Origin of the sequence: Streptomyces sp. NPDC015131, assembly GCF_043079975.1 — a bacterium.
Taxonomy (GTDB): Bacteria; Actinomycetota; Actinomycetes; order Streptomycetales; family Streptomycetaceae; genus Streptomyces.
The window spans coordinates 318765-331440 of the sequence record NZ_JBIBVB010000002.1; the positions used below are offsets into that span (position 1 = coordinate 318765).

Annotated in this window: 12 protein-coding genes and 1 riboswitch; of the genes, 7 read left to right on the plus strand and 5 right to left on the minus strand. The window is 74.7% G+C overall.

Annotated features, from left to right (window positions below; translation table 11 throughout):
• Positions 1-15 precede the first annotated feature (15 nt).
• The 4 genes from ACF08D_RS06805 (at position 16) to ACF08D_RS06820 (ending at position 5544) form a co-directional block, all read left to right on the plus strand.
• Positions 16-849: an ATP-binding cassette domain-containing protein gene (locus tag ACF08D_RS06805; RefSeq protein ID WP_392222323.1), complete on the plus strand. Its 834-nt coding sequence runs from the start codon at positions 16-18 to the stop codon at positions 847-849.
• A complete protein-coding gene (locus ACF08D_RS06810) occupies positions 821-2980 on the plus strand; it encodes a YhgE/Pip family protein (RefSeq protein WP_392221488.1) in 2160 nt (719 codons plus the stop codon). Before ACF08D_RS06805 ends, ACF08D_RS06810 begins: the two co-directional genes overlap by 29 nt.
• An 11-nt stretch (positions 2981-2991) precedes the next feature.
• Entirely contained in the window at positions 2992-3603 is a 612-nt protein-coding gene (locus ACF08D_RS06815) for a TetR/AcrR family transcriptional regulator (protein ID WP_392221489.1), read from the plus strand.
• Positions 3604-4032: 429 nt separating this feature from the next.
• Positions 4033-5544, plus strand: coding sequence for a phytoene desaturase family protein (locus ACF08D_RS06820; RefSeq protein WP_392221490.1), 1512 nt, complete (start codon positions 4033-4035; stop codon positions 5542-5544).
• 63 nt (positions 5545-5607) lie between these two features.
• On the opposite strand, the gene ACF08D_RS06825 is transcribed toward ACF08D_RS06820, so the two are convergent.
• The 5 genes from ACF08D_RS06825 to ACF08D_RS06845 all read right to left on the minus strand — a co-directional run bounded on the left by ACF08D_RS06825 (position 5608) and on the right by ACF08D_RS06845 (position 10146).
• The gene (locus tag ACF08D_RS06825) at positions 5608-6405 is read right to left on the minus strand and encodes a hypothetical protein (protein WP_392221491.1); all 798 of its coding nucleotides are present in this window, start codon (positions 6403-6405) and stop codon (positions 5608-5610) included.
• 52 nt (positions 6406-6457) lie between these two features.
• Entirely contained in the window at positions 6458-7375 is a 918-nt protein-coding gene (metF, locus tag ACF08D_RS06830; RefSeq protein ID WP_392221492.1) for a methylenetetrahydrofolate reductase [NAD(P)H], read from the minus strand.
• A gap of 355 nt (positions 7376-7730) precedes the next feature.
• Positions 7731-8381: a thiamine phosphate synthase gene (gene thiE / locus ACF08D_RS06835; RefSeq protein ID WP_392221493.1), complete on the minus strand. Its 651-nt coding sequence runs from the start codon at positions 8379-8381 to the stop codon at positions 7731-7733.
• A 132-nt stretch (positions 8382-8513) separates the two neighbouring features.
• Positions 8514-8879, minus strand: coding sequence for an Rv2175c family DNA-binding protein (locus ACF08D_RS06840; RefSeq protein WP_392221494.1), 366 nt, complete (start codon positions 8877-8879; stop codon positions 8514-8516).
• A 61-nt stretch (positions 8880-8940) separates the two neighbouring features.
• Positions 8941-10146, minus strand: a complete 1206-nt coding sequence (locus tag ACF08D_RS06845; RefSeq protein WP_392222324.1) for an NAD(P)/FAD-dependent oxidoreductase — start codon at positions 10144-10146, stop codon at positions 8941-8943.
• A 141-nt stretch (positions 10147-10287) separates the two neighbouring features.
• Positions 10288-10401: riboswitch (TPP riboswitch) on the plus strand.
• Between ACF08D_RS06845 and thiO the strand changes: the two genes are divergently transcribed.
• The 3 genes from thiO to ACF08D_RS06860 all read left to right on the plus strand — a co-directional run bounded on the left by thiO (position 10399) and on the right by ACF08D_RS06860 (position 12575).
• Positions 10399-11580 carry a glycine oxidase ThiO gene (gene thiO / locus ACF08D_RS06850; protein WP_392221495.1) on the plus strand — a complete coding sequence of 394 codons (1182 nt, stop codon included), beginning with the start codon at positions 10399-10401 and terminating at the stop codon, positions 11578-11580. Its footprint overlaps the riboswitch before it by 3 nt.
• Positions 11577-11777 carry a sulfur carrier protein ThiS gene (gene thiS / locus ACF08D_RS06855; RefSeq protein ID WP_392221496.1) on the plus strand — a complete coding sequence of 67 codons (201 nt, stop codon included), beginning with the start codon at positions 11577-11579 and terminating at the stop codon, positions 11775-11777. Before thiO ends, thiS begins: the two co-directional genes overlap by 4 nt.
• A 3-nt stretch (positions 11778-11780) precedes the next feature.
• Complete coding sequence (locus ACF08D_RS06860; protein ID WP_392221497.1) at positions 11781-12575, plus strand: thiazole synthase; 795 nt, start codon at positions 11781-11783, stop codon at positions 12573-12575.
• Positions 12576-12676 lie beyond the last annotated feature (101 nt).

Genomic DNA, 12676 nt, shown 5'->3' on the forward strand with positions numbered 1-12676 from the left:
GTCACGGCGGAGGGGCTGGGCCTCAAGGGCCCGCGCGGCTGGGTCTTCCGGGACGTGACGCTGCACGCCGCACCCGGTGAGCTGGTGACGATCGAGGGCGCGTCCGGCTCCGGCCGCACCTGCCTGCTCCTCGCCCTCACCGGCCGGATGCGCACCACCGAGGGCCACGCCGACGTCGGCGGGCTGAGACTGCCGCGCAAGATGGCCGCCGTACGGCGGTTCAGCGCGCTCGGACCGGTGCCCGGCGTCAGCGACCTGGACCCGGCGCTGACCGTCGCGGAGCACCTGCGCGAACGCGCCCTGCTCCAGCGCCGCTTCACCGGCTCGCCGCTCGCCCTGCTGCGCCCCCGCGCGGAACGCGCCGCCGCCTCCCGGGCCCGCGTCGACGCCGCGCTGGCCGCCGCCGGACTGGACCTGGACACCCTGCCCAAGGCGGGCCGCACCTCGGTTCGGGACCTGGAGCGGGTGGAGGCCCTGCGCCTGTCGGTCGCCCTGGCACTGATCGGGGAGCCCCGGCTCCTGGCCGTGGACGACGCGGACCTCAAGCTCTCCGGCCCCGACCGGGCGGCGGTCTGGTCCCTGCTGCGGTCCGTGGCCGACAGCGGCATCACCGTGCTGGCGGTGTGCAGCGAGAGCCCCGGGGACACCACCACGGTCCGGACCGAGCCCCCGGAGACGGCCACGGCCGGACCGGCCGCCGCCGGCACCCGCACCGCCGACGAGACCGACGAAGCCGCGCCCGCGCCCGAGTCCAAGTCCGGGAAGAGCAGCGCATCCGAGAAGACCGACACGACCGACGAGACCGAGAAGGGGGCAGCCGGTGCGCTCACCGAAACTGGCCGCGCTTGAGCTGAAGCGGTTCGGCCGGGGCAAGCTGCCCCGGGCGGCCCTGGTGGCGATCCTGCTCCTGCCGCTGCTGTACGGCGCCCTGTACCTGTGGTCGTTCTGGGACCCGTACGGCAGGCTCGAGAAGCTGCCCGTCGCGCTCGTCAACGAGGACAAGGGCGCCACGGCCGACGGCAAGAAGATCACCGCCGGCGACGACCTCACCAAGAACCTGCGCGAGAGCAAGGTCTTCGACTGGCACGAGGTCGGCGAGGACGAGGCCCGCCGGGGCGTCGAGAACGGCACGTACTACCTGTCGCTCACCATGCCCGCCGACTTCAGCTCCCGGATCGCCTCCAGCTCCGGCGAGTCGCCCGAGACCGGCGCCCTCCGGGTGCGTACCAACGACGCCAACAACTACATCGTGGGGCAGATCTCGCGGACCGTGTTCGCCGAGGTCCGCACCGCCGCGTCGACCAAGTCGTCCCGGTCGTTCCTCGACAAGATCTTCATCAAGTTCTCCGACCTCCACGACGCCACCGAGAAGGCCGCCAAGGGCGCCGACGAGCTCAAGAGCGGCGCGGCGAAGGCCAAGAAGGGCTCCAAGGACCTCTCCGACGGGCTCAGCGACGCCAAGAAGGGCAGCGGTGAGCTGGCCGGCGGCCTGAAGCGGCTGGACACGGGCGCGGCCGACCTGGAGACCGGCGCCCGGCAGGTCGCGGGCGGCACCCAGGTGCTCGCCGACAAGGTCAACGGCGTGGCCGCCGACGTCCGTCCGTACCTGAAGGACAACGGCAAGGCGATCGGGGACTCGGCGCGGCTGGTCGCGGACCTCTCCCAGGGGATGCGCAACAGCCTGGACCTCATCGTCAAGAACGGGCCCACCCTCCGGACCGGCGCGCATGTGGCCGCCGACGAGATAGCCGCCGTCCACCAGGAGCAGTGCCGGAACAAGCCGCAGGGCGGCGCCGGGGCACCCGCGGCCGGCGAGGAGGGGACCCCGCCCGGGCAGGACACCGTCCTCCCCGACGCCGCCACCGTGTGCGCCAAGCTCGAACGGGCGAAGGTCGCGTCTGCGGACGTGGCGAAGGTGGCGGACGACCTGGGCGTCCTGGCCAAGGACTCCAGCGGCGATCTGAAGAGGCTGGACGCCCAGCTCAAGGACCTCAAGACCAAGGCGGAGGCGCTGGCCGAGCGCGCGCCGAACCTGGACGAGGACCTCGCGTACGCCGTCGGCAAGATCAACGATCTGAACGCCGGGGCGCACAAGGTCGCCGCCGGAGCGGGCACCCTCCACTCCGGGCTGACCAGTGCCAAGTCGGGCTCCACCGAACTCGACAGCGGGGTCGGGCGGCTCAAGAAGGGCGCGGGCGAACTGGACAGCGGCCTCTACAAGCTGGCCGACGGCTCCACCGAGCTGGCCACCGGGCTGAACGACGGCGTGGACAAGATCCCCGACTACGACAAGCAGACCCGGGACCGCCGCACCGAGGTGATGGCCGACCCGGTCAAGCTGGCCTCCCAGTCGCTGCACAAGGCGCCCAACTACGGCACCGGTTTCGCCCCGTACTTCATCCCGCTCTCCCTGTGGGTGGGCGCCATGGTGGCGTACATGCTGATCCAGCCGCTCAACCGCCGGGCGCTCGCCGCCGGGGCGTCCGCGTGGCGCATCGCGCTGGCCGGCTGGCTGCCGGTGGCGGCGATCGGCGTGCTCCAGGTGGCCGCCCTGATGTCGGTCCTGCACTGGGCGCCCGGTCTCGGCCTGGAGATGGCGCGCCCCGCCGGGACGGTGGCCTTCCTGCTGCTGGTCACCTGCTGCTTCGCCGCCATCATCCAGTGGCTCAACGCCCGCTTCGGCGCGGCGGGGCGCATCCTCGTGCTGGCGCTGCTGATGCTCCAGCTGACCTCGGCGGGCGGCACCTACCCGGTGCAGACCAGCCCCGGCTTCTTCAACGCGATCCACCCGTACCTGCCGATGACGTACGTCGTCGAGGCGCTGCGCCGGCTCATCACCGGCGGCGGGCTGGAACCGGTGTGGCAGGGCTGCGCGGTCCTCGCGGCGTTCACGCTCGGCGCGCTGGCGCTGACGGCCGTCTCGGCGCGCCGCAGGCAGGTGTGGTCCCTCGATCGCCTCCACCCGGAGCTGAGCCTGTGAGAATCGGCGTCATGGACACCCGGAGCAGCAGCAGACGGCAGGCCACCCGCACCAAGCTCTACGAGGCCGCCGTGACCCTCATCGCCGAGCAGGGCTTCTCGGCGACGACCGTGGACGAGATCGCCGAGCGCGCCGGGGTGGCCAAGGGCACGGTCTACTACAACTTCAAGAGCAAGACCGAGCTGTTCGAGGAGCTGCTGCGGCACGGGGTGGGGCTGCTGACGGAGTCCCTGCGGACCGCCGCCGACGAGACCGCCGAGCGCGGCGGCACCAGGGTCCAGGCGCTGGACGCCATGATCCGCGCGGGGCTGATGTTCATCGACCGGTACCCGGCCTTCACCCAGCTGTACGTGGCGGAGCTGTGGCGGACCAACCGCGCCTGGCAGTCCACTCTGCTGGTGGTCCGTCAGGAGGCGGTCGCCGTCGTCGAGACGGTGCTGCGGGAGGGGGTCGAGGCGGGTGAGCTGAGCGACGAGATCGACATCCCGCTGACGGCCGCCGCTCTGGTCGGCATGGTGCTGGTGGCCGCCCTGGACTGGCAGGCGTTCCAGCGGGAGCGGTCCATCGACGACGTCCACGCGGCGCTGTCCCGGCTGCTGCACGGGCGCGTGGGCGGCTGCTGAGCCCGCGATCCGTACGGCTACGGCACCGGCTTCCCGTACGCACACGAGAAACCGGTCCGGTGAGGCTCGATCCCCCCGAGCCTCACCGGACCGGCGCTTCCCCCGTCCCCCGTGTCCCCCGCACCCCGTGCGGTCCCCCGGTGGGAGAGTCCCGACCCCCCGTGTTCCCCCGTCGGTCGCCGGGCCCTCCCGTGTGCACCCCCGTTCCGGCAGGTGCGCGGTGCCGGGTCCGCCGCCCCGTGCCGGCGGTCCGGGCCCGCGCCCCTTCCGTGACCACCACTCTTCCGTCCGGGCCCCTCGCGGCCCATCCGCGCACCTACTCATCTCACGGGCTAGGTACGGGTACTCACGGGCGCCCGCGCCCGGGTGCACGCGTGCGTGCCCGCCCGCCGCGAGGGGCTGTCGGCGGGGGCGGATAAGGTCCCTGGCATGGCACGGATTGTGGTGATCGGCGCGGGGATGGGCGCCATGGCGGCGGCGGCCCGGCTGGCCGTGGCGGGCCACCGGGTGACGGTGTACGAGCGGGCGGAGACGTACGGCGGCGCGGTCGGCCGGTTCGAGCGCGAGGGGTTCGCCTTCGACACCGGGCCGGGGCTGCTGCACCTGCCCGCCGTCTATCGCGACCTGTTCCTGAAGACCGGCAAGGAGCCGCTGGAGAGCCGCGTCGGGCTGACCCAGGTCGACCCGGCGAGCCGGCACGTCTTCGCGGACGGTACGGCGGTGTCCCTGCCGAACGCCTCACGGGCCGGCGTCGTCGCCGCCCTGGACGGCGCCCTCGGCGCGGGCGCGGGGCAGCGGTGGGGCGAGTTCCTGAACCGGGCCCGGGACGCCTGGCACCGCTCGCGCAGGCCCTTGCTGGAGGAGCCGCTGCCCGCCGACGTCGCCCCGTTCGCGCGTGACCCGTACCCGGCGCCGAGGACGGGTGCGCTGCGCCGCCGGGCGGCCACACTCGCCGAGGTGGGGCGGCGGGAGCTGCGCGACCCGCGCCTCGCCGCGCTGCTGGAGAGCCACGCCCTGGCGTACGGCCTCGATCCGGTGACCGCCCCGGCCTCGGCGGCGGTGCTGCCGTACATGGAGCAGACCTTCGGCAGCTGGCACGTGAGCGGTGGCCTGCGGGCGCTGGCGGACGCGGTGTACGAGCGGTGCCGGGAGCGGAAGGTCGACTTCGTCCTGGGCACACCGGTGACCGGGGTCCTGGTGGAGGACGGCCGGGCGGTGGGCGTCGAGCTGGGCGGCGGGCAGGTGGTGGACGCCGAGTACGTGGTCGCGGGCGCGCCCCTGCCGGCGCTGTTCCGGGACCGGGTCGTGGCGTGGGACCGCCAGGACGCGTGGCCGCGCCACCAGGAGGCCGCGCGGACCGGGCGGGTGACGGTCTGCCTGGCGCTGCGCGGGGCGCGAGAGGAGGGCGCCGCGCACCGGACGGTGGTGCACTCCGCCGACCGCCGGGACGAACTGGACGCCCTGGCGGAGGGGCGGCTGTGCGAGCGGCCCACGGTGGTGGTGCTGCGCCCCGGCGACGAGCGGCTGCGCCCGGACGGGGAGCACGAGTCGGTGACGGTGACGGCGACGGTCCCGGCGCACGGTACGGGCGCGGCGGACGGCCTGTGGGGCGCCCCGGCCGCCCCTGCGGAGGCGTTCGCCGACCGGATGGTGGAGGCCGCGGCGGCGGCGGTGCCGGGGCTGCGGGAGCGGCTGCTGTGGCGGGTGGTCCGCACCCCGGCGGACACGTTCCGGGAGACCGGCGTCTTCCAGGTGCCCGCCCCGGCGCTGGCGGGCGCGGGCGGGGCGTGGCTGCCGGCCGCGAATCCGGCGCCCGTGGCGGGGCTCCTCTTCGCCGGCGGCTGGGCCCATCCGGGCGGGGGCCTCGCCCACGCCGGGATGTCGGGCGCCCTGGTGGCCGGGCTGATCGTCGAGGGCGCCGGCTTCCGCGGCTCGCGGTAGCGGGCGCACCCGCCGCCACGCGCGCGTGGCCTTACCGCGCCCGTGGCCGACTCGCGCCCCCGATCAGTAGCGGTACGGGTCCGCCTGGCCCTGGTCGTAGCCGTACGGCTGCTGCTGGGGCGTCTGGTGCTCGGCGTCGCGCTGCTGGGGCACCCACACCCCGCCGGGCGGGGTGTCCGTGCCGTACTGGCCGGCGTAGGGGTCGGCGTACTGCTGCCCGCCGTAGCCGCCGTCGTAGGGGGCGGTGCCGATGTACGGGTCCGAGTAGGCGGCGTACCCCTGCTCGTTGCCGGTGCCGTAGTCGTAGGAGGCCGTGGCGTAGGTGCCCTGCGGGTCGTGGCCGGTGGGCGCGTAGGCGTCGAAGCCCGTGCCGTACGCCGCGGCGGCGGGGGCCTGCCGGGCGTCCTGGTAGACGCCGTACTGGCCGGTCTCGTCCGGGAGCGGCTCGGGCGCGTAGACCTCCGTGGTCCCGGCGGCGGACGGTTCGTGGCCCGGCACCTGGTCCCGGGCCTCGTCCTGCTGCTCGTAGGCGAGATGCGAGACCTCCAGCGTGGGACCCGCGGCGGCGGGCGCGGCCGCCGCCCTGCGGCGCCGGCTGGCACCCGGGCGGCCGCCGATCGCCCAGCCGGTGGAGAAGCCCCGCCGGAAGGAGAGGGTCACATAGGTCTGCCCGATCGCGAAGGCGACGGCACCCGCGGCGATCACCGGCACGGACGGCAGCAGGACGCCGAGGACCACGCCCAGGAAGCCGGTGAAGGCGAGCAGCCGCCAGCGCAGCCGCGCCTTGTACTGCAGGAGCACCTCACCGAGCAGCCACAACGCGACCACACCGAACGCGATGTAGAGGACCGTCCAGCCCATGCCCGCCCCTCTCGTACGGCCCTCCACCGCGTGGTGCGGCGGGTACGGCCGGTCAGGACTGCCGGTGCAGTCCGAGATTCTCGTAGATCTCGAGCGTGGCGGTGGAGTTGTTGAGCGTGATGAAGTGCAGCCCGGGAACGCCCTCGGACAGCAGCCGCGCGCAGAACTCCGTCGCGTACTCGATGCCAATGGAGCGTACAGCGGCCGGATCGTCCTTGACGGCGTGGATCCGTTCTTTCAGCTCGGCCGGGAAGTGGGCGTTGCTGAGCTGGGCGAACCTCTCGATCTGCTTGACGCTGGTGACGGGCATGATTTCGGGGATGATCGGGGTCTCGCAGCCCTGGGCCGCGACCCGGTCGCGCAGCCGCAGATAGTCCTCCGGGAAGAAGAACATCTGGGTGATCGCGTAGTCGGCGCCCGCCCGGCACTTGTCCACGAAGTGCCGGACGTCGGTGTCCCAGTCGGTGGAGCGGGGGTGCATCTCGGGGAAGGCCGCGACACCGACGCAGAAGTCCCCGGACTCCTTGATCAGCCGCACCAGGTCGGCCGCGTACCGCACGCCCTGGGGGTGCGGCACCCACGCGCCCATCGGGTCGCCGGGCGGGTCGCCCCGGACGGCGAGGATGTTGCGGATGTCGGCGTCGGCGTACTGGCCGATCATGTTGCGCAGCTCGGCGACGGTGTGGTTGACGGCGGTGAGGTGCGCGACGGGGGTGAGCGTGCTGTCGGCGGCGATCTCCTGGGTGGCCTTGACCGTCCCGGCCCGGGTGGAGCCGCCGGCTCCGTAGGTCACGGAGACGAAGCTGGGGGCCACCGCCTCGACACGGCGCAGCGCGTTCCAGAGGTTCCGCTCGCCCTTCTCGGTCTTGGGCGCCCAGAACTCGAAGGAGTACGTCGTCTTGCCGGTCGCGAGCATCTCGCGCACCGTTCGGGCGCGATCTGTCCTGGTGGATGGTGTGCCAAGGGCCATACGGGCAGATTAGCCAGGGGTCGGGCCTCACCCAACAAGAGGAGGGTAATATGTCAGGTTTGCCGGACTCTTGTCCACGCCTTGGACTCACGTGGACACTTCGGGGGCGCCTGCAGCTCTCCACGAGGGCACGGAGAGCGCCGCCGCGTGGACACAGCGGCACACGGGCGGGGTGCGGACAGGCAGGCCGGGAGGGTGCGGGCGGGGCGCGGCCCGGGGGCGTCCGGCGGGTGTCCACGTCGTGGACACACATGGACGCTCACACGCGCGTACGCCCCTGCCACCGGAGCCCGGCGGCAGGGGCGTACAGATCAGGCGCGGCAGGTGCGTACGGATCAGGCGCGGCGCTCGCGGATCAGGCGCAGCGCTCGCGGACGCGGCGGGCCAGGTCGGCCGTGGCGGCGGCCGGGTCCTCCGCCTCGGTGATCGCCCGGACGACCACGATCCGGCGGGCCCCGGCGTCCAGCACCTGGTCCAGGTTGCCCGCGTCGATGCCGCCGATGGCGAACCACGGGCGGTCCTGGTCCAGCGAGGCGGCGTACCGCACGAGGTCCAGCCCCGGCGCGTACCGCCCGGGCTTGGTGGGCGTCGGCCAGCAGGGGCCCGTGCAGAAGTAGTCCACGCCCGGCTCCTTCACCGCCGCGTCGACCTCGGCGCGCGCGTGCGTGGAGCGGCCCACGAGCACCTCGTCGCCGAGGATGGCGCGGGCGGCCGGGACGGGCAGGTCGCCCTGGCCCAGGTGCAGGACGCCGGAGCCGATGGCGTGGGCGACGTCGGCCCGGTCGTTGACCGCGAGCAGCGTCCCGTGCCGGCGGCAGGCGTCGGCGAACACCGCGAGGTGCTCCAGCTCCTCGCCGGCCTCCATGCCCTTGTCGCGCAGCTGCACGACGTCCACCCCGGAGGAGAGCACCGCGTCGAGGAACTCGGGCAGGTCGCCCTGGCGCTTGCGGGCGTCCGTGCAGAGGTAGAGCCGGGCGTCGGCGAGCGTGGCGCGTGCGGTGGACATGAGGTCTTCCCCCCGGTTGCTGCGGCGGTGCGCGGCCGGGGCCGGGGACGGCTTCCCCCCGCCCCCGGCCCGTGGCACCACCTGGTGTCGGTGTTCGGCCCGGCGTGGTGCCGCCGGGTGCTTACCTGGACGTCAGACGGCGAGCGCCTGGGCGCGGCGCTTCACCTCCGTGCCGCGATTCTCGCTGAGCGCCTGCGCGGGCGTGCCCGGCAGGGTCGGGTCGGGGGTGAAGAGCCACTCGAGCATCTCTTCGTCGGTGAAGCCGTCGTCCTTCAGGAGCGTGAGGGTCCCGGAGAGGCCCTTCACCACCTTGCCGTCCTTGATGAAGGCGGCGGGCACCTGGAGCGCCCGGTTCTCACCCCGGCGCACGGCGATCAGCTGGCCCTCCTTGACCAGCTGGCGCACGCGCGTCACCTCGACATCGAGCATTTCCGCGATGTCGGGCAGGTGGAGCCAGGCGGGGACGAGAGCATCGATCTTTGCGTCAATCTCGGTCACAGGACAAGCGTGCCATCCCGCACTGACAGCCGGTAGCCGGGCTACGCCGGACCGGCCGCCGCTACCCCCGGGCGGCCGACTTCAGCGGGACGGCCGGGTCGGCGACCAGCGCCGGGTCGAGCGGGGTCCCCGCCTCGATCAGCTTGCGCCCCTGCGCCAGGTCGCGCGGGCGGCCCACAGCGAGCAGCGCCACCGGGGCGCCGTCCCGCAGCCACACCACCGACCAGGCCGGCTCGGCCGGGTCGCCCCGCCGGACCATGGTGTCGGCGCCCGCGTGGTGGCCCGCGTACTGCACGAACCGGCCGAACTGCTCCGACCAGAAGTACGGCACCGGGTCGTACGGCGGGGGCGCCTCGCCCACCACGGCGGCGGCCACCGTCCGGGGCCCCTGGAGGGCGTTGTCCCAGTGGTGCACCAGCAGCCGCTCGCCGTAGCGGGCGGACGGGAAGGAGGCGCAGTCGCCCACGGCGTACACGTCGGGCGCGGACGTGCGCAGCCGGTCGTCCGCGACGATCGCGCCCTCCGGGCCGAGGGCGACCCCGGAGCCGGCCAGCCACCCGGTGGCGGGCCGGGCGCCGATGCCGACGACCACGGCGTCGGCGGGCAGCAGCCGGCCGTCCTCCAGGGCGACCTCGCCCGCCTCGACGTGACCCACGCGCGCGTGGGTCAGCAGCCGCGCGCCGCTCTCCTCGTACCAGGCGGCCATCGGCGCGGCGACCTCGCCGGGCAGCGCCCCGGCGAGCGGGCGGTCCGCGGCCTCGACGACCGTGACGGCGCAGCCGGCCTCCCGGGCGGCGGTGGTGAACTCGGCGCCGATCCAGCCCGCGCCGACCACCACCACGTCCCGCTTCCCGGCCAGCACCGGGCGCAGCCGCTCGGCGTCGTCGAGGGTGCGCAGCAGGTGGACGCCGGGAACGCCCCCGGCGCCGGGCAGTGCGACGGGCCGGGCCCCGGTGGCGACGACCAGCACGTCGTACGGGACGGGCCCGGCCTCGGTGTCCAGCTCGTGGTCGCCGGGGCGCAGCGCGGTCACCTCGACGCCCAGGCGCAGTTCGATGCCGAGGGCCTCGAAGTCGACGTCGAAGGCCGACCCCTCCGCCGTACCGAGGAGGACCGCCTTGGACAACGGGGGCCGGTCGTACGGCTGGTGCGGTTCGGCGCCGATCACGCGCACGGGGCCGGTGAAGCCCTTCTCGCGCAGCGCCACGGCCGTCTGCACACCCGCCATGCCGGCGCCGACGACGACGACGCGCCGCTCTGCTTGCATCCGCTCGTTCACCCGCCCACCTTACGCAGCTGACGCTTTGTCAGGAAGGGAGCTGTTCCACCCAGCCTCGTTCGCCGAGCGGGGGCGCCGGGGTGAAGCTCCCTTACTGCGGGCCGGGGGGTGGGGTTAGTCTGGCCACCGCAGAGCACACGCGGGAGCCCGGACGCACCGGGCTGAGAGGGAGGCTGGGACGGCCTCCGACCGTACGAACCTGATCCGGGTCATGCCGGCGAAGGGAGGGGCTGGACGCCCATGCATCCACGTACGTCAGACGTCCTCGTCGTCGGGGGCGGAATCATCGGCCTGGTCACGGCCTGGCGGGCGGCGCAGCGCGGCCTGCGGGTCGCGCTGGCCGACCCCGAACCGGGCGGCGGGGCCGCGCAGGTCGCCGCGGGCATGCTCGCCGCCGTCACCGAACTGCACTACGGCGAGGAGACGCTCCTCGGGCTCAACCTGGAGTCGGCCCGCCGCTACCCGGACTTCGTCGCCGAGCTGGAGGACGCGTCCGGCGGCGTCGGCACCGGCTACCGCGCGTGCGGCACGCTCGCCGTGGCCCTGGACGCCGACGACCGGGCCCACCTGCGGGAGCTGCACGCCCTGCAGCAGCGCTCCGGGCTGGCCTCGGAGTGGCTGACCGGCCGCGAGTGCCGCCGCCTGGAGCCGATGCTGGCGCCCGGCGTGCGGGGCGGGCTCCGGGTCGACGGCGACCACCAGGTCGACCCGCGGCGGCTGGCGGCCGCCCTGCTGGCCGCCTGCGAGCGCGCCGGGGTGGTCCTGCACCGTGCCTGGGCGCGGCGTCTCCTGGTGGCCGGCGACCGGGCGGCCGGGGCGGTGCTGGAGGACGGCACCGAGCTGGGCGCCGCCCAGGTGGTGCTGGCGGCCGGCAGCCTGAGCGGCCGGCTCGACGGCGTCCCGCGGGACGTGCTGCCGCCGGTCCGCCCGGTCAAGGGTCAGGTGCTGCGGCTGTCGGTGCCCGCCGCGTACGCCCCCTTCCTGAGCCGTACGGTCCGGGCGGTCGTGCGCGGCGGCCAGGTGTACCTGGTGCCGCGCGAGAACGGCGAGCTGGTCGTCGGCGCCACCAGCGAGGAGCTGGGCTGGGACACCACGGTCACCGCGGGCGGGGTGTACGAGCTGCTGCGCGACGCGCACGAGCTGGTGCCGGGCATCACCGAGCTGGCACTGACCGAGACCCGCGCGGGTCTGCGGCCCGGCTCCCCCGACAACGCGCCCCTGCTCGGCCCCACCCGGCTGCCGGGACTGCACCTGGCGACCGGGCACTACCGCAACGGGGTGCTGCTGACCCCGGTCACGGGCGAGGTGATGGCCACCGTCCTGACCACCGGGGAGCTGCCCGCGGAGGCCCGCGCCTTCGCCCCCGGCCGCTTCCGGTCCGCCGCCGGCGCCCCCTCCCTCTCTCCCGCAGGAGTGTCATGAACGTCTCCGTCAACGGCGAGGCCCGACAGCTCGCCGGCCCCACCACCCTGGACGCCCTGGTGGCCACGCTCACCTCGGCGACGTCCGGGGTCGCCGCCGCCGTCAACGAGACCGTCGTCCCGCGCGGCCAGTGGGCCGGGACCCGGCTCGGCGAGGGCGACCGGGTCGAGGTCCTCACCGCCGTACAGGGAGGCTGAACCATGGCGGACGACCGTCTGACCATCGCCGGGACCACCTTCGACTCCCGGCTGATCATGGGCACGGGCGGGGCACCCAGCCTCGACGTGCTGGAGCGCTCCCTGGCCGCCAGCGGCACCGAGCTGACCACCGTCGCGATGCGCCGCCTCGATCCCACCGTGCAGGGCTCCGTCCTGTCCGTCCTCGACTCCCTCGGCATCCGCGTCCTGCCCAACACGGCGGGCTGCTTCACCGCCGGCGAGGCCGTGCTGACGGCCCGGCTCGCGCGGGAGGCGCTCGGCACGGACTGGATCAAGCTGGAGGTCGTCGCCGACGAGCGGACCCTGCTGCCCGACCCGATCGAGCTGCTGGACGCGGCCGAGACCCTGGTCGACGACGGGTTCACGGTCCTGCCGTACACCAACGACGACCCCGTGCTGGCCCGGAAGCTGGAGGACGCCGGGTGCGCGGCGATCATGCCGCTGGGCTCGCCCATCGGCTCCGGCCTCGGCATCCGCAACCCGCACAACTTCCAGCTGATCACCGAGCACGCGCGCGTGCCGGTGATCCTGGACGCGGGCGCGGGCACGGCGTCCGACGCGGCGCTGGCGATGGAGCTGGGGTGCGCGGCGGTGATGCTGGCGTCGGCGGTGACCCGGGCGCAGGAGCCGGTGCTGATGGCGGAGGCGATGCGGCACGCGGTGGAGGCGGGACGGCTGGCACACCGGGCGGGGCGCATCCCCCGCCGCCACTTCGCCGAGGCGTCGTCCCCGGTGGAGGGCCGGGCGGTCCTGGACCCGGAGCGCCCGGCGTTCTGAGCCCGGCGCGGCGCCCGTCGCGGGGGGACGGGCGCCGCGCCGTGTCACAGGCCGGTCCCGGACCGGCCCCGGGGTGGGGACGGGGCGGCGGGGGTGTCGGT

What these genes read in the sequence shown, in the direction of transcription:
- ACF08D_RS06860 (WP_392221497.1), top strand. Translation starts at nt 11,781, where the DNA reads ATGGCGGACGACCGTCTGACCATCGCCGGGACCACCTTCGACTCCCGG.
- ACF08D_RS06820 (WP_392221490.1), top strand. Translation starts at nt 4,033, where the DNA reads ATGGCACGGATTGTGGTGATCGGCGCGGGGATGGGCGCCATGGCGGCG.
- thiS (WP_392221496.1), top strand. Translation starts at nt 11,577, where the DNA reads ATGAACGTCTCCGTCAACGGCGAGGCCCGACAGCTCGCCGGCCCCACC.
- thiO (WP_392221495.1), top strand. Translation starts at nt 10,399, where the DNA reads ATGCATCCACGTACGTCAGACGTCCTCGTCGTCGGGGGCGGAATCATC.
- ACF08D_RS06815 (WP_392221489.1), top strand. Translation starts at nt 2,992, where the DNA reads ATGGACACCCGGAGCAGCAGCAGACGGCAGGCCACCCGCACCAAGCTC.
- ACF08D_RS06845 (WP_392222324.1), bottom strand. Translation starts at nt 10,146, where the DNA reads ATGCAAGCAGAGCGGCGCGTCGTCGTCGTCGGCGCCGGCATGGCGGGT.
- metF (WP_392221492.1), bottom strand. Translation starts at nt 7,375, where the DNA reads ATGGCCCTTGGCACACCATCCACCAGGACAGATCGCGCCCGAACGGTG.
- thiE (WP_392221493.1), bottom strand. Translation starts at nt 8,381, where the DNA reads ATGTCCACCGCACGCGCCACGCTCGCCGACGCCCGGCTCTACCTCTGC.
- ACF08D_RS06825 (WP_392221491.1), bottom strand. Translation starts at nt 6,405, where the DNA reads ATGGGCTGGACGGTCCTCTACATCGCGTTCGGTGTGGTCGCGTTGTGG.